Source organism: Ruminococcus sp. NK3A76, assembly GCF_000686125.1.
GTDB lineage: Bacteria > Bacillota > Clostridia > Oscillospirales > Ruminococcaceae > NK3A76.
Genome location: NZ_JMMA01000002.1, coordinates 3,166,564 through 3,181,851, shown reverse-complemented (window position 1 = coordinate 3,181,851; position 15,288 = coordinate 3,166,564). Strand labels below are relative to the sequence as shown.

Below are 15,288 nucleotides of genomic sequence, written 5' to 3'. Positions count from 1 at the left end.
GTTTTTGTTTTGCGAGGCGCACTACATATACGTTCTTCCTGAGGGCCGCACGGTCACGTTACACTTGCCCGTGTGTTTCCTCTATACAGCGCCCCATACTTACCCGCACAGGTCTTATGCTCACGCTGCCCTGCGGTCAAAGGCTTCCCTTTTTATTAGTACATACCGTCAAAGAACTCAATAGTCTTTTCGCCCTCAAGGGTAACTATTGCCTTCTTCCAGTCGGGTCTGAAGCCTACATATCTGCCCATTCTCTTCTGCTTGCCCTTAACGGAAATAGTGTTTACCTTAGCTACCTTAACGTCAAAAAGCTCCTCGATAGCCTTAGCTATCTCGATCTTGTTAGCGTCCTTGGCAACCTGGAAGGTGTACTTGCCGTCGGGAAGTCTTTCCATTGAATCCTCTGTAATGATGGGCTTGAGGATTATGTCCTGAGCTGTCTTAGTCATTACGCATAAACCTCCTCGATCTTAGCTACTGCATCCTTCTCAACGATGAACTTATCGCTGTTGAGGATATCGTATACGTTAAGAGTGTTTACGAGAGCAGTCTTAACGCCGGGGATATTAGCAGCGCTCTTTATAACCTTGCTGTCGTTGGAGTTGAGCACGATGAGTGCCTTCTTGTCAGCGCCGAGAGCGCCGAGCATCTCTACGATAGTCTTTGTCTTGTATTCCTCAGTCTTTATAGCATCTACTACTATAAGATCCTGATCGATCACCTTAGAAGAAAGTGCAGACTTCATAGCAAGTCTCTTTTCCTTCTTGTTGAGCGAATAGCTGTAATCTCTGGGCTTCGGGCCTAAAGCTACACCGCCGTGTGTCCACTGGGGAGCTCTGATGGAGCCCTGTCTTGCGTGGCCTGTACCCTTCTGTCTCCAGGGCTTTCTGCCGCCGCCTCTTACTTCTGTTCTTGTAAGAGTTGACTGTGTACCCTGTCTCTGATTTGCAAGGTAGTTTACAACCATTGCGTGCATAACGCTTACGTTCGGTGTGATACCGAATACAGCGTCATTAAGCTCAGTGTCGGCAACCTTTTTACCTGTCATATCAAATACTGAAACCTGTGACATTGTCTATTCCTCCTTCCACTAAGCCTTTTTCTTTATTGCATCTGTAAGGATAACTGTGCCGTTCTTCGGGCCGGGGATAGCACCCTTTACAGCGATGAGGTTGTTCTCAGCGTCTACCTTAACTACTGTAAGGTTCTGAACTGTGACCTTCTCATTACCCATCTGACCAGGCATTCCCTTGCCCTTGTATATTCTTGAAGGGCTCGAGCAGGCACCCATTGAACCAGCGTGTCTGTGAACAGGGCCTGTACCGTGTGTTTCCTTAAGTCTTGCATTGTTGTGACGCTTGATAGTGCCGGTAAAGCCGTGACCCTTGCTTGTGCCGGAAACATCTACGATGTCGCCCTCAGCAAATGTGTCAGCCTTTACTATGTCGCCTACGTTGAGCGCCGAAGTATCGTCAAATCTGAACTCCTTGAGAGTTCTCTTAAGAGCAACGCCTGCCTTCTCAAAATAACCTGTGAGCGGCTTGTTTACTCTCTTTGCCCTGATGTCGCCGAAACCAAGCTGTACTGCCTCATAGCCGTCGTTCTCGATCGTCTTCTTGCGAACGACTACGCAGGGGCCTGCTTCTACGACTGTTACAGGGATCACTTTACCTGCCTCATCGAAGATCTGTGTCATGCCGATCTTCTTGCCGATGATTCCCTTTACCATTGTTTTTTCCTCCTATTTCGGTTATTGGTCAGCCTCAGCTGACATGACCTGCACGTTGTCATCGTGTGCGATATCATGTATATCTGATATCATTTGGAAATAACTTTTCCTTATTGGAGTTTTGCGGTTTCGCTTGCGAAATCGGCTTTTTTCAAAAGTCGAAGCAAAACTCCGCCTTTGCCGATGCAAAGCAGCGACATAGGTATTACTTGATCTCCATGACGATGTTTACGCCTGCAGGAAGTTCAAGACCCTCGAGTGCTGCCGTTGTTTCCTTTGTAGGACGGATAACATCGATAAGTCTCTTGTGTGTTCTGAGCTCGAACTGCTCTCTGCTGTCCTTGTACTTGTGTACAGCTCTTAAGATAGTGATGATCTCCTTATCTGTAGGGAGCGGGATAGGGCCTGAAACCTGTGCACCCGATCTCTTTGCAGCATCTACTATCTTTGCAGCAGCAGCATCAACAACTGCGTGCTCATAACCCTTGATCTTGATCCTGATCTTTTCATTGACTGCCATTTAAATCGCCTCCTTGTGCATTTTGTTACTTAGGGGGCAGTTTAAGGAATTACCTTTTACACTCTGCCGGGTGTTCCTCGCCTTTCAATAAAAAAATCCGAAAATTTTTCATTTTCGGAAGGCAATTCACACACAAGGCCGTACACACCTACGCCAAAAGCGACACAAAGCCGCCCTTCGCAAGAAGCATAAGCACATACCGTGTAGTATTCCAGCCGCCCGGTTTAAAATCGGACATACTCCATGAAAATTCCCTGACAAACCGCCAGCAACCTTTCACTTCATCGCATATCATTGCGTTCCCGGCCGATCATAGCCGGAAAGGTATACACATTTATATATACCTCGCAGTCACGCAAGTATTATTATACAGCATATTCCTGCATTTTGCAAGAGATTTTTTATTTTTCTCTCAGAGAATTTTTCACAAGTTTTCGGCTGATTTTTATTCACTTTGCACAACAGCCCGTCCTTTCGGGCAGCATTGACTACATATAGTGTTTTCTGCGTCCTTTGTGGGCAGATATTGTGCTTTCGGGGCTATACCTTTATAATATACCACTACTGGCTTCCCCGGGGGGGCGGCCTCGCCTATCGGCTCGGCCTTCTCAGCTCCGCTCGGCTATCGCCTCGCTTCGCTGCCGCCGCCTGCGGCGGCGTGCCGCAAAGGCGGTCGCACCGTGCCTCCGGCACGGCTCCCTGTTTGCGGCATTTGGGCGGCGAACACATTCCTTCGTTACGCTACCTCGTTATCGTAGTGTCTGCTGTTTAACTACTGTGTTCGCCGCCCGGGTCGGGCTTACGCCCGATATGGAGCTCTGCTCCAAACCACGCAAGGGCTCCGCCCTTGACCCGCAAACTTTTTTTGAGGAAAAAAGTTTGACAAAAAACCTTTTTGTGTTTATGTTCTTTATAGGTCTTTGCCTTTTTAAGGCAACACCGCACGAAGATTGTGCGCAAATTGCGCAGTCAGCTTTTTCGTCAGATCGCACAGATTTTCCGAAGGAATACTACCGTATTTCAAGGAAAAAATGTGTAATATGACGGAAAAGATGCAAGTAAGTTGCGTACAAAGCCTTCAGGCGGTCTTTGTGCGGTGTTGCCTTAATCTATCTTGATCGGGTTCTCTACTCTCTCGACCTTATTCTTATCCATTATCTCGACCTTATACTGATACTTCTTCTCTTTCCCGTCTATCTTCACTTCTGTCGTCTCGGTAAAATACAAAAGCTCATCATCTTTAAAATAGTAATCGGCATAAAAGGCCGTTGCCTCTCCCTCCTCAAGCTCGGGCGATATCTTATCAAGGTCATACTCATGGTGTATATGTGTCTCTCCGCTCTCATCAGTCACCGTTGCCGTCTTTACCGATGCCGGCTGGTATATGATGAGTCCCATATCAGCCTGCGGATGCTTTGCATCCTTAGAGTAAGCCGCAAAGTCCTTATCCCCCCTGACGAGGTGTGTCACCTTGCCGTTTTCCTCGGTATAGCTCTCCAGTCCGTTATTGAACTGCGCATAGCTCGACTTTTCGCTCTTGCCCTTGTAGGAATAGGTCAGTATACCCTTTTCGTCATATTTGAAGATGAATTCCTGCTCGCACTCGCCCGTCTCGGTGTTTGTCATGACCACCCTTGCGCTGTCAAGCGAGGTATATGCTTCTCTTGCTTTTTTTATCAGCTCGCCGCCCTCGACATCAGGCGTATCCCATATACACCCCGTCAGCATTGCGATCATCACAACGAGCAGCGCTGTAATACTGTATCTTTTCATTTTATGTTCCTTCGTATCAGAGGTTCTTGCAGGTCTTGGCATATACTATCAGCATTGCCGGAATGGTGATCAGCTGAGCCACTGTGCAGTTTATCATAAGCCCGAAGTTTAACCTCACCACATAGAGGTCAACGTTTATGTTCTCGACCCCGAGCTCCTTGCCCCACGCAAGAAAATCCAGCACCGAGCCTGCCGTAAGATAGCTGATGAATGCTCCCAGCACTATCCCTGCTGCCAAAAAGAATATGAATGCCAGCGTGCTTTTAAGTCCTTTCATTTTCTCTCTCCTTATAATACAGCTTCAAATCAGTCAACTGTTACCTGTTAACTAAATAAAAGCCGCCACAAGGCGGCTTTGTGTTTTATTTTCTTCTTGACGAACCACGCCTTTTGTTGTCCATAACGTGCTTGAGATCCGAGAACTTCTCCTCGCTCGTCGCCTTGAACTTCGAGAGCATATCCTCAAAGCTCGCATCATCGCTCGTCTTGCCAACGTATACCGGCGGCGGTGTCTTGGTAAAGTCCACAGGCGGAGTGCTGCCATGCTCAAACGGGGTGCGCTCCTTCTTGAAGCCGCCCTGCTTTTTGTCAAAGCGCTTCTCGCCCTTGAAATCCTTCTTCGGCGGTGCAGGCAGCGCCTTCTTTATCGAAAGGCTTATCTTGCCGTCGTCGCCCACAGAGAGCACCTTTACCTTAACGGTCTGCCCCTCGTTGATATGATCCTTTATCTCGCTGACAAACGTGTTTGCCACCTCCGAGATATGTACCATTCCCGTCGTGTTCTTGTCAAGCTCCACAAAAGCACCAAACTTGGTTATCCCTGTGACCTTGCCCTCGTAGATCTTTCCTACCTCAAGCTCCATATTCCTAATTTTTCCTTCCGTTGTATATAAGCTAAGACTAAGGCAACACCGCACGAAGATCGTGCGCAAATTGCGTACAAAGCCTTCAGGTGGTCTTTGTGCGGTGTTGCCTTATTGTCTTAATCACCGCTGATTATGAAGAAGCGCTTTTCGTCGGGGTATGCATAACCGAGCTTGCCAATGGCTATCTGCTCCATGTATGTGTCCTCGTCGTTCTCGGAAAGAAGCCTTGTGTACTCGTCGTTCTGCTGCTTTGCAACAGTTATCTTTTCGCTGAGCTCATCAGTCTCCTTTTCAAGCTGGGCTATCTCGGTCTGCTGTGCAATGATAGTCCACAGAGCATAACCTGTCAGGCATATGACCGCAAACACGCCCATAATAGTTATGAGAACGCTCTTTTTGCCTTTTGAACGCTTTTTCTTCTTATCGGCCATTCTGCCCACCTCCTTAGCTTTCCGAAGCTGCCTACTTACCATATCATTATACACCTATTTGTATATATGTTTCAAGCGATTTGAGGTTCTTTTTTTAAAATAATTATATTTTTGTATCATTACACAAATTTGCGCCTTATTCTTTTAGCCGTTTTAGCCAATAGTTCCTTCAACGTGCGGTCTGTGCGCCTTACCGCCTTAAGTAACAACCTTCCTGCCGTCATGTGAACGATGATAGCCACCGCCCCCATTCCAAAGGCTATGAACCACCTCATCGTCAGCGAGTAGTATGAGAATAACAGAAAGTAACACATTCCGCAAAACAGCCCGAATAACAGATCCTCTGTAAACACCGCCCACCGAAAATGCGGCAGCACTACCCTTAGTATCCGTAATACCTGATAACAAAGTCCCAGTATGCCGCCTGTAATGCAGGATATCAGGAATACCCAGAGCTCCCCCTCGACCCCGAGCTGCATCGGCAGCATACCCGGGAACGTGCGAAGAAACCCTGTCATTTGAATAACCTGCCTTTCAGCCCGAGCTTTCGGGTGACCTTGTCACCGTAGACAAGCGACGCTATCTCGCCCTCAACGAGCGCATCACCCGTCTCGACACTTATCTCATTTATGTGTAAGCAACTGCCTTTGACCGTCAGCGTGCCAAGCTCGGTGTAGAGCCGTATCTCGTAATCGTTGAAACAGTCGATGTCAGTCACACCACTGATGTGAAGCGTTTTTCTGTCTTCCAAGATAAGAACCTGAGCCATAAAATAACCTCCAAAAAGAAAAAAGAAAAGAATAAAAAAGATAACCCAAAATAAAGAACAAAACACAAAAAGGTTTTTTGTCAAACTTTTTTCCTCAAAAAAAGTTTGCGGGTCTGGGCGGCGCCCAGCAGGGTGTGGGGCTGGCCCCACATCGGCGGAGCCGACTTAGGCGGCGAACACAGTAAATAAGCGGCACGCACTGTGGTCACGAAACACCATAACGAAGGAAAATTGTTCGCCGCCCACCGCCGCAAACAGGGAGCCGTGCCATAGGCACGGAGCGACCGCATTTGCGGCATAGGGTCGAGGGGCGTAGCCGCCCCTCCAGCCCCCAATTCAATTATATTCCGGAAAATTGCCAATAATACCATACTTTTCCGTCACTTAATGAATAAATTCACTGCACTATCATATTATTATCACAATGCTGGGTATAATATAAATATAGACACTCAGCGTGTCGTAAGAATATGAAAAAATGTATAACGCCTTAAGGAAGGTCTTTTGATGGATAACTTCGGAAATAATAACTACGGATATAATAATAACTCCGCTAACCCCTATGGCTCAAACGGCCAGTCGGGCTATAACGGTGCCCCCCAGGGGTCGCATGGCTATAATAATGGCTTCTACCACTATAACGGCGCTCAGGGCAGCTACTACGGCGGCCGTAATGAGGGCTATGGCAGACAGATGTATGGCACAAACGCCGCCGATACAAATGAGTATTCCTACCGCCCCTCTGAACAGAACAGAAAAAAGAACCGTGTCATGCCGGCAATAATAGCTGTTGCCTGCGTGTTCGTTATCGGTATAGGCTCGGTGGCAGGCTATAACCTTATCGCCGGCGGCGCTAAGAACGAAGAGTCCTCCACCTCGCAGAGCGCTAAGAATGCCGCTCCCTCTCAGAAGAAATCCACCCCTGCTTCGACAGTTGACAGGTCAGACCTGCCGACTATCCAGCAGCTCTCCACCCCGGAGGACGCACTTACTATCCCCGAGATAGTTGACCTCGTGTCACCTTCCGTCGTGGGTATATACTGCTCGGGTGTCAGCTCCGCTTCTTCCGGCACAGGTATTATCCTCAGTGAAGACGGCTATATCATAACAAATGCCCACGTCGTCAGCAAGAGCACCGACGGCACAGGCATAAGCGTTATGCTGCACGACAGCTATGATACCGACAGCGGCGACGACAGCTCGTCGGCTGCATCGGATTCTACAGACTATAAAAAGAAATTCATCGACGCCGAGCTCGTCGGCCGTGATACCCAGTCGGATATCGCAGTCCTTAAGATAGACAGGACAGGCCTAAAAGCCGCTACTATCGGCACTTCGAGCGAGCTGAGAGTCGGCGAGGCTTCAATAGTTATCGGCAATCCCTTAGGCTTCGAGCTCAAGGGCTCGGTAACGGCAGGTATAATCTCCGCTACCGACCGTACACTCACCGTCGAGGACAGAACGATGAAGCTCATACAGACTGACGCATCTATCAATAACGGTAACTCCGGCGGCCCCCTTATCAATGCGTACGGCCAGGTGGTAGGTATAACCTCTGTCAAGGTCTCCACTACCTACGGCGAGGGTCTCGGATTTGCTATCCCGATAGATGAAGCACTTCCTATAATCAATGACCTTATGGAATACGGCTATGTCACCGGCAGACCTACAATGGGTATCTCCGGTAAGGATATCACCGAGATATATTCTCAGTATTACCGTGTTCCTGAAGGACACCTTGTCACGGATATGACAAGCGGCGGCCCTGCTGAACAGGCAGGTATAGAGATAGGCGATATCATCGTCGGCATAAACGGCGTTACAGTCAAGACAAGAAGTGAGATAAACGCCGAGGTGGAAAAATTTAAGGCAGGCGATACTATAACCGTTGCCTTCTACCGTGACGATAAGATAAACAGCGTTGACCTCGTCCTCGGCGATGCCGCAGAGACAGGCAAGGGCGCTGATACCCAGTCAGAAAGCGACACCTACGACCCCTATGAGGAGTTCCGCAGATATTACGGCGGCTTCGGCTTCTGATAAAGAGGCACCGAGGGGCATATAAACTCAGCTTTTTCCTAATTTTTTCATATTCTTTTACTTCCGGAGGACCGCCAGGCTAAGCCTGACGGTCTTCTCCGTTGTTCGCTGTTTTTCAGCCAACAAAAAAGGCACTTTATCCAGTCTCCTGAATAAAGTGCCTTGAAATATCTTCTTTATTGCGCCTGCGCTTATATCTGTGCCGAGTAGTTCGGTGCTTCCTTTGTGATGTAGATGTCGTGAGGATGTGACTCCTTAAGACCTGCACCTGTTATCTTTACAAACTGTGCCTTCTCTGCAAGCTCCTCGATAGTGCGGCAGCCGCAGTAGCCAAGACCTGCACGCATACCGCCGACAAGCTGATAAATAGTGTCGGAAACGGGTCCCTTGTAAGCCACACGGCCTTCAACGCCCTCGGGAACGAGCTTCTTGGTGTTCGTCTGGAAGTATCTGTCCTTAGAGCCCTTGTTCATTGCAGCGAGAGAGCCCATGCCTCTGTATACCTTGAACTGTCTGCCCTGATATATCTCTGTCTCGCCGGGTGCTTCCTCGCAGCCTGCAAGGAGCGAGCCGAGCATTACGCAGCTTGCACCTGCTGCAAGAGCCTTTACGATGTCGCCCGAATACTTGATGCCGCCGTCTGCAATTACCGGTACGCCGTACTTTGAAGCAGCGCACGCAGCATCGTAAACAGCTGTTATCTGCGGAACGCCTATGCCTGCTACGACTCTTGTCGTGCAGATAGAGCCGGGGCCGATGCCGACCTTGATAGCGTCAGCGCCTGCCTCGCAGAGTGCGATAGCGCCCTCAGCAGTAGCAACGTTGCCTGCGATCACCGGTATCTCCGGGAATGCGTCCTTGACCTTCTTTAAGCAGTCAACAACGTTCTTCGAGTGGCCGTGTGCCGAGTCAAGTGCGAGTATGTCTACCTGAGCTTCTATCAGTGCGCCTGCACGCTCAAGCACGTCCTGTGTCATGCCGATAGTAGCGCCGCAGAGCAGCCTGCCCTTCTTGTCTCTTGCAGAGTTGGGGTACTGTACGCTCTTTTCAATGTCCTTTATTGTGATAAGACCCTTTAATATGCCGTTCTTGTCAACGAGAGGGAGCTTTTCGATCTTGTGCTGCATGAGTATCTTCTTAGCGCCTGCAAGATCTGTGTCTACCGGTGCGGTAACGAGGTTGTCCTTTGTCATTACCGAGCCTATCTTTATGCTGAAATCTGTTATGAAGCGAAGGTCTCTGTTTGTGAGTATGCCCTCGAGCCTGCCGTCCTCATCAACTATCGGAACGCCCGAGATCTTATACTTTGCCATGAGCTTGTCAGCCTCGGCAACTGTCTTGTCTGCCGTCAGCGAGAAGGGGTTTACGATAACGCCGTTTTCCGACCTCTTTACCTTGTCAACCTCCTCAGCCTGCTGAGCGATGGTCATGTTCTTATGTATTATGCCTATGCCGCCCTCTCTTGCGATAGCAATAGCCATTTTCGACTCAGTTACCGTATCCATAGCAGATGTGAGGATAGGTGTGTTGAGCACGATGTCCTTTGTAAGGTGTGTGTGAAGGTCTACCATGTCAGGTGTGCAGTCGCTCTCTCTCGGAACGAGCAGTACATCGTCAAAGGTGAGTGCTTCCTTGATAAACTTTTCTCCGGCATTTGTGTTGAGCATAAGATTTACCTCCGTTTCTTCACTTATCATCAATATTATTCGTCTTTATAAATAAATAATATACACGTTTTTATGCAATTTGTCAATACAACTAATAATAAGGGTTTGTTAATTTTCCTTAAATAAAAAAGCGCCTTCACCGACGGTGAAAACGCCCCTATTTTTTTCTTTTATATAAAGCCGATATAATGGCCTGTGCAAGCGGCAAGCTGTCTGCCTCTTGTCCTCGGATCTGCGACCCTACTACTCCCGCATCGCCTGCCCCTGCATCGCCATTCGACTTATTCACTTTTTGCATTTTTTATCAACTCCTCTCACTCGAGCTGAACCTCACTTACATCATCTGCCGCTGCCTCCGCATCTGCCACTCCTTCTATCTGTACGCCGAGCTCTGCCGGCCTGTCAGCTGTTGACTTGATATCCTCCTCCGTTCCCTCATCGTCGTCTAATAATGAATCATACTCTTTTCGTTCTTTGGGCTCCTTCATAAGCCCTATCTGCTTTGACACCTGATACAGCTTGTCGTCATATTCCATAAGCGCCCGCTCGTCCTGAGACGGCACCTTGTCGCCGTGCTGCAAGCGCCTTGCTATTTCAAGCATCTTGAGCTTGTGTGTTGCCTCGTCAGCCTGCGCCTCGGCGGCCTTCTTGCTGTTTTCAAGCTCTGTTTTCATGTAATATATCTGACCTGACAGATCGTTTTGCTTCTCAACCTGTCTGCCGAGCTTGTCAAGCGCCGCTTTCGCTTCGTCCGAGAGCGTCAGCACGTCCGCCCTGCCCTCGCTTGCCGCCTGCCTCGCCTCGCTGCCGGTCAGCTGTATCTTTACCTTTTCCTTTGTCTCAGCCGTGTAGGTAAACGCATTGACAGCCTCTATCCTCATACCGCCAACGCCCCCTTTCTCATCGCCTTATGAATTATATATCGGCAGCTTTCCCGGGAATTAAATAACAGAATTATTACAAATTAGTTTCTTTTCATAAACTAAAAGGTTTTCGTGCCCTAGGGCCGGGCGGGGTCCTAGGGCCGGACGGGCCGTGTACCGCCGCCCTCGCCGGGTGGGCTGTCTACCGCCGCACCTACTGCGTGCGAAAGGATAGCACATTATGCGGCGGTGTCGGACGATTAATTTTTCGGCAGTTATATGGAGAGCGCATTTGCGAAAGAGAATATGCCGACCGACAGGCCGAATGGCCATATCGTGCGGCTTTGCCGCACACCATAACTGTTACCTGTTAACTGTAAACTGTTAACTATTATGCCGGCTGCGAAGGGGCGTGGGGGCGACCGCAAAGCCCCCACAATGTACCCTGCGGTAACGAGAACGCCGCCTTGAAGTCTATCAGTCCGACTGACAGCCCGAATGGGCATCTGTCCTGCGCAAGCAGGACACCATAACTGTTACCTGTAAACTGTATACTGTTAACTATTATGCCGTCTGCGAAGGGGTGTGGGCGCGACCGCAAAGCCCCCACAATGTACCCCACGGTAACGAGAGAGCCACCTTGAAGCTGATCAGTCCGACTGACAGCCCGAATGGGCATCTGTCCTGCGCAAGCAGGACACCATAACTATTACCTGTAAACTGTATACTGTTAACTATTATGCCGGCTGCGAAGGGGTGTGGGGGCGACCGCAAAGCCCCCACAATGTACCCTGCGGTAACGAGAACGCCGCCTTGAAGTCTATCAGTCCGACTGACAGCCCGAATGGGCATCTGTCCTGCGCAAGCCAAGTTATGCGAAGCAAAACTTGAGTCCTTTGAGCCGAAGGCGAAAAGGACATGACACCTCAATTATGCATTATGCATTATGCATTATGCATTGTGCATTCTTAAATTGCCCGGCTCAATAAAAAAAGAGACAGTCTCCTGCCTCTTTTTTATAGTCTGTTACGCATTCTTCCCGAGCGAGTTCTCCACGAACCCACCGTTGTCCTCCATCAGCCTGAAGCTGATGTCAAACTCCTCGCCTTTGCCGGTTATCGCCGGCCTGAAAACGTGCGCCGTCACCTCGTCGCCGGGCGAGTAGTCTTCAAGCACTGACTTGAGCTCGTCTAAGCACGTCACAGCCTTGCCCTCAATGCTCGTGATAACATCGTCAACACTCAGCTTTGTGTTTGATATGTCAGCACTCTCGTCTATAGCCACTATGTAAAGCCCCGGCTTTATCTCCACCTTGGCATTGTCGGCCGCCTTCTCGCTTATCCCGTAAAAGGTTATCCCGACCTTTATCCTGCCTGCCACATATCCGTGCTCCATTAAGCTCTCGATAATGGGCTTAGCAGCATTTGTGGTTATCGCAAAGCCTATGCCGTCGTAATTTTTCGATGCCAGCTTCGAGGAGGATATAGCTATCACCTGTCCGTACATATTGAATACCGCACCGCCCGAGCTGCCCGGGTTTATCGCAGCATCAAGCTGTAAGCACTCCATTTTCACATCAGCGCTCTGTGCAGCAATGTGCCTGTCCTTGCCGGAAACTATTCCCTTTGTCACCGAGTTTGCAAAGCCGCCCGGTGCGCCTATTGCGCATACGTCCTCGCCTAAGCTCACCCCGTCCGAGTCAGCAAAAGATGCGAAATTGAGCCCTGAGGCGTTTATCTTGATAACGGCAATGTCCGTGCCGTCGTCGCTGCCTATCACAACAGCATCGTATACCGCCCCGTCTGCGAGCACTACTCTTATGCCGAGCGTCGCCTCGCTTACAACGTGCGCATTAGTCACGATGTAGCCGTTTTCCGAGATTATTATGCCGCTGCCCTGGCTCGAAGGCGCTATGCCGTTGCCGCTTTTGAATATCTGTATCTCGACTACCGTGTCAGCCACAGCCTTCACAAGCCCCTCAGTCGTGTAGCGGCCGTATTCGTCCTTGTCGGCAATGTCAACATCAGGGTATTTCGCCACCGGCAGCGTGAACTCTATGTTCTTTCCCCCTAAAATGAGGTTTGCCGCCCAGCCCCTGCCCTTTATGAGCACAGTGAGCATCGCCATTCCTGCTATCAGCACAGTCGTGATGACGACCGTCGAGGTTATCATCTTGATCTTCCCCGACCTTCTGCGCTCTTTTGCAGCAAGAAGACTGCCGGCCGCCGCATCATTTGAAGCACCGCTCGGCATGGAGAATACATTTTCCTCCGCCTCTGCCATTTTTATGTCATCAGCAAAAAAGACATCTTCATCAAAAAAGCTCAAAAAATCACCACCGTTTCAGCTAACAGCCGCCGTATCAGCCGACACAATTAATTATGCATTATGCATTATGCATTCTGCATTATAAGAGTATCACGCATTGTCCGAATTAGCCAGCGTGAATAAGAATTCCGTGTATTCGCCCTTGACGCTCTTTACCATTATCTTGCCGCCGTGCAGCCTGATGATCGAGCTTACTATGTTAAGGCCTAAACCTACGCCCGTCGCATCAAGTCCACGGGATTTGTCGGTCTTGTAGAATCTGTCGAATACCAGCGGCATTTCTTCTTCACTAAGACCCTCGCCGCTGTTTCTTATCGAGATAACAGTCCTGTCACCTATCGGGTTGAAGCCGAACTCTATGTATCCGCCCTTGTTTACAAACTTTATCGCATTCTCTATCAGGTTGTATATCACCTGATGAACAAGGCCTTCGTCAGCATACAGCCATATCCTCGGCGCATCAAGACCTCTTATCTCTATCTCTTTTTCCTCTATCCTGTTCTCAAAGGTCATCAGCGTCTCGACTATCAGCTCGATGACAGAGAACTTCTCCATTTTTGGTTCAAGCTCGCCTGCCTCTATCTTCGCAAGATTGAGCATACTCTTGACAAGCCTCGTCAGCCTGTGTACCTCAGAGGATATTATCCTTAAGTATTCCTCTCTCTTGCCCTCGGGTATCGTCCCGTCAAGAAGCCCGTCCACAAAGCCGCCGATAGATGTCATAGGCGTTCTCAGCTCGTGCGAAACGTTTGCCACGAAGGAGTTTCTCATCGTGTCGTAGCTCTTGAGAGATGCCGCCATTTCGTTGAAGGCGACACTCAGCTGCTTGAACTCCGCAATGTCGTAATCCGGGAAGGTAACATCAAAGTCGCCCTTACCTATCTTCTTTGACAGCCCGGCTATCTCCTTTACCGGCTCTGTCAGCTTCATCGTCGCAAAGTATACTATGAAAAGCGCAATGATAAGCACTATCACAGCCGATATGCCGAATACCTCGAGCAGGTTGTAGACGTAGTCGTTGTCCTCGCTCGTAGCAGCAGTACTGAGCATATAGTAATCCGGCCCGTTCGCCGAAAATTTCACGCCGCATACATGGCTGCTCTCGCTCGTCAGTCCGCCGAAGTTGTCGTAGACGTAGTAGTTGTCCTCGTCTATGCTCTCCAGCAGGTCTTCAGACACCTCAGTGCCTATCTTGTCCGAGCCGTAGGTCTTTTCAAGTATCCTTCCGTTTTTGTCTGCCAGTATAAAGTGGGCATTGCAGCCCATTGCATATTCCTTCATGATCTCGCTGGCCTGCGCCTTCCAGTCAGAAGGGGTGTCCAGCATGACCTCTTTTACTTCGTAAGCTGCACCGTCACAGTTCTTTTTCAGCAGCGCCTTTCTGTCTTCAATAAAGTACCGTGAAGAAACAAGCAGTAATACTGCGCCTAAGCAAATGAAGCTTATGAGTATTACTGCTGAACAGATCACAAAATATTTGGAAAATATGCTTTTTCCTTTATTCATTTGCCGGCTGCTGACCCTGCGCTGCCTGAGCCTGCTTTTCCTCTGCCTCGAACTTGTAGCCTACGCCCCATACGGTCTTTAAGCTCCACTTATCCGAAACGCCGTCGAGCTTTTCACGGAGCCTCTTAACATGAACGTCGATAGTTCTGGAGTCACCGTAATACTCAAAGCCCCATACCTCGTCAAGAAGCTGGTCTCTGGTGTAAACTCTGTTCGGGTTTGAAGCAAGGTGGAAAAGAAGCTCGAGCTCCTTGGGCGGCGTGTCAACAACAACACCGTTGACCCTCAGCTCGTACCTTGTCATGTTGACAGAGAGCTTGTCGTATTTTACTTCCTTTATCTCATTGTCGCCGCTGCCCTGGCCTGCACGTCTGTAAACAGCCTTTATTCTTGCGATTACTTCCTTGGTATCGAAGGGCTTTGTAACATAGTCATCAGCGCCGAGCTCAAGACCGAGCACCTTGTCAAATGTCTCGCTCTTAGCGGTTATCATGATTATCGGAACGTTAGACTTCTTTCTTATCTCTCTGCATACCTGCCAGCCGTCAATGCCGGGGAGCATTACGTCAAGCAGGATTATGTCCGGCTTTAAGGCGTTGAACTTAACGATAGCCTCCTCACCGTCATGTGCAAGTATCACACCGTAATTGTCCTTTTCAAGATAAAGCCTTAACAGCTCACATATGTTCTTGTCGTCATCTACTACGAGCACTCTTCCCATAGACATAATTACTCATCCTTTCTTACTTTTAGATATAGTTCACGGGTCATTGCAGGCTTTCTTCACACCTGAGAC

At 49.2% G+C, this 15,288-nt stretch carries 16 protein-coding genes; 1 reads left to right on the top strand and 15 read right to left on the bottom strand.

All coding sequences use genetic code 11. The features are described from left to right. Nucleotides 1-155: 155 nt before the first annotated feature. The 10 genes from rplW to CD05_RS0114725 form a co-directional block, all read right to left on the bottom strand. Nucleotides 156-449 carry a 50S ribosomal protein L23 gene (gene rplW, locus CD05_RS0114775; protein WP_028511126.1) on the bottom strand — a complete coding sequence of 98 codons (294 nt, stop codon included), beginning with the start codon at nt 447-449 and terminating at the stop codon, nt 156-158. Further along, the gene (rplD, locus tag CD05_RS0114770) at nt 449-1,072 is read right to left on the bottom strand and encodes a 50S ribosomal protein L4 (protein WP_028511125.1); all 624 of its coding nucleotides are present in this window, start codon (nt 1,070-1,072) and stop codon (nt 449-451) included. The genes rplW and rplD overlap by 1 nt, the downstream gene beginning before the upstream one ends. 18 nt (nt 1,073-1,090) lie before the next feature. Continuing rightward, on the bottom strand, nt 1,091-1,729 hold the full coding sequence (rplC, locus tag CD05_RS0114765; RefSeq protein WP_028511124.1) for a 50S ribosomal protein L3: 639 nt from the start codon (nt 1,727-1,729) through the stop codon (nt 1,091-1,093). A gap of 205 nt (nt 1,730-1,934) precedes the next feature. Further along, a complete protein-coding gene (gene rpsJ, locus CD05_RS0114760) occupies nt 1,935-2,249 on the bottom strand; it encodes a 30S ribosomal protein S10 (RefSeq protein WP_028511123.1) in 315 nt (104 codons plus the stop codon). A gap of 1,104 nt (nt 2,250-3,353) precedes the next feature. Continuing rightward, complete coding sequence (locus tag CD05_RS0114750; protein ID WP_028511122.1) at nt 3,354-4,022, bottom strand: hypothetical protein; 669 nt, start codon at nt 4,020-4,022, stop codon at nt 3,354-3,356. A 16-nt stretch (nt 4,023-4,038) separates the two neighbouring features. Next, entirely contained in the window at nt 4,039-4,299 is a 261-nt protein-coding gene (locus CD05_RS0114745) for a DUF4321 domain-containing protein (RefSeq protein ID WP_028511121.1), read from the bottom strand. Nucleotides 4,300-4,384: 85 nt separating this feature from the next. After that, entirely contained in the window at nt 4,385-4,885 is a 501-nt protein-coding gene (locus CD05_RS0114740; protein WP_028511120.1) for a S1 RNA-binding domain-containing protein, read from the bottom strand. Between the two features lie 119 nt (nt 4,886-5,004). After that, nucleotides 5,005-5,319, bottom strand: coding sequence for a septum formation initiator family protein (locus tag CD05_RS18975; protein ID WP_051589059.1), 315 nt, complete (start codon nt 5,317-5,319; stop codon nt 5,005-5,007). 119 nt (nt 5,320-5,438) lie between these two features. Further along, the gene (gene yabQ / locus CD05_RS0114730; RefSeq protein ID WP_028511119.1) at nt 5,439-5,837 is read right to left on the bottom strand and encodes a spore cortex biosynthesis protein YabQ; all 399 of its coding nucleotides are present in this window, start codon (nt 5,835-5,837) and stop codon (nt 5,439-5,441) included. Continuing rightward, a complete protein-coding gene (locus CD05_RS0114725; RefSeq protein WP_028511118.1) occupies nt 5,834-6,088 on the bottom strand; it encodes a YabP/YqfC family sporulation protein in 255 nt (84 codons plus the stop codon). Before CD05_RS0114725 ends, yabQ begins: the two co-directional genes overlap by 4 nt. Before the next feature lie 507 nt (nt 6,089-6,595). Here CD05_RS0114725 and CD05_RS18970 point away from each other — a divergent pair. Continuing rightward, nucleotides 6,596-8,128 (top strand): trypsin-like peptidase domain-containing protein, encoded by a 1,533-nt coding sequence (locus CD05_RS18970; RefSeq protein WP_051589058.1) that lies wholly within the window; start codon nt 6,596-6,598, stop codon nt 8,126-8,128. 191 nt (nt 8,129-8,319) lie between these two features. On the opposite strand, the gene guaB is transcribed toward CD05_RS18970, so the two are convergent. From guaB to CD05_RS18965, 5 genes are all read right to left on the bottom strand, one after another. Next, nucleotides 8,320-9,795, bottom strand: a complete 1,476-nt coding sequence (gene guaB, locus CD05_RS0114710) for an IMP dehydrogenase (RefSeq protein ID WP_028511117.1) — start codon at nt 9,793-9,795, stop codon at nt 8,320-8,322. 314 nt (nt 9,796-10,109) lie between these two features. After that, the gene (locus CD05_RS0114700; RefSeq protein WP_028511116.1) at nt 10,110-10,676 is read right to left on the bottom strand and encodes a hypothetical protein; all 567 of its coding nucleotides are present in this window, start codon (nt 10,674-10,676) and stop codon (nt 10,110-10,112) included. 1,008 nt (nt 10,677-11,684) lie between these two features. After that, entirely contained in the window at nt 11,685-12,986 is a 1,302-nt protein-coding gene (locus tag CD05_RS0114695) for a trypsin-like peptidase domain-containing protein (protein ID WP_028511115.1), read from the bottom strand. Between the two features lie 90 nt (nt 12,987-13,076). Beyond that, nucleotides 13,077-14,492 (bottom strand): HAMP domain-containing sensor histidine kinase, encoded by a 1,416-nt coding sequence (locus tag CD05_RS0114690; RefSeq protein WP_028511114.1) that lies wholly within the window; start codon nt 14,490-14,492, stop codon nt 13,077-13,079. Then, on the bottom strand, nt 14,485-15,219 hold the full coding sequence (locus CD05_RS18965) for a response regulator transcription factor (RefSeq protein WP_051589057.1): 735 nt from the start codon (nt 15,217-15,219) through the stop codon (nt 14,485-14,487). Before CD05_RS18965 ends, CD05_RS0114690 begins: the two co-directional genes overlap by 8 nt. Between the last annotated feature and the right edge of the window lie 69 nt (nt 15,220-15,288).

Excerpts from the sequence above, each read along its gene's own strand:
- rplW (WP_028511126.1), bottom strand. The coding sequence starts at position 449 with ATGACTAAGACAGCTCAGGACATAATCCTCAAGCCCATCATTACAGAG.
- rplD (WP_028511125.1), bottom strand. The coding sequence starts at position 1,072 with ATGTCACAGGTTTCAGTATTTGATATGACAGGTAAAAAGGTTGCCGAC.
- rplC (WP_028511124.1), bottom strand. The coding sequence starts at position 1,729 with ATGGTAAAGGGAATCATCGGCAAGAAGATCGGCATGACACAGATCTTC.
- rpsJ (WP_028511123.1), bottom strand. The coding sequence starts at position 2,249 with ATGGCAGTCAATGAAAAGATCAGGATCAAGATCAAGGGTTATGAGCAC.
- CD05_RS0114750 (WP_028511122.1), bottom strand. The coding sequence starts at position 4,022 with ATGAAAAGATACAGTATTACAGCGCTGCTCGTTGTGATGATCGCAATG.
- CD05_RS0114745 (WP_028511121.1), bottom strand. The coding sequence starts at position 4,299 with ATGAAAGGACTTAAAAGCACGCTGGCATTCATATTCTTTTTGGCAGCA.
- CD05_RS0114740 (WP_028511120.1), bottom strand. The coding sequence starts at position 4,885 with ATGGAGCTTGAGGTAGGAAAGATCTACGAGGGCAAGGTCACAGGGATA.
- CD05_RS18975 (WP_051589059.1), bottom strand. The coding sequence starts at position 5,319 with ATGGCCGATAAGAAGAAAAAGCGTTCAAAAGGCAAAAAGAGCGTTCTC.
- yabQ (WP_028511119.1), bottom strand. The coding sequence starts at position 5,837 with ATGACAGGGTTTCTTCGCACGTTCCCGGGTATGCTGCCGATGCAGCTC.
- CD05_RS0114725 (WP_028511118.1), bottom strand. The coding sequence starts at position 6,088 with ATGGCTCAGGTTCTTATCTTGGAAGACAGAAAAACGCTTCACATCAGT.
- CD05_RS18970 (WP_051589058.1), top strand. The coding sequence starts at position 6,596 with ATGGATAACTTCGGAAATAATAACTACGGATATAATAATAACTCCGCT.
- guaB (WP_028511117.1), bottom strand. The coding sequence starts at position 9,795 with ATGCTCAACACAAATGCCGGAGAAAAGTTTATCAAGGAAGCACTCACC.
- CD05_RS0114700 (WP_028511116.1), bottom strand. The coding sequence starts at position 10,676 with ATGAGGATAGAGGCTGTCAATGCGTTTACCTACACGGCTGAGACAAAG.
- CD05_RS0114690 (WP_028511114.1), bottom strand. The coding sequence starts at position 14,492 with ATGAATAAAGGAAAAAGCATATTTTCCAAATATTTTGTGATCTGTTCA.
- CD05_RS18965 (WP_051589057.1), bottom strand. The coding sequence starts at position 15,219 with ATGTCTATGGGAAGAGTGCTCGTAGTAGATGACGACAAGAACATATGT.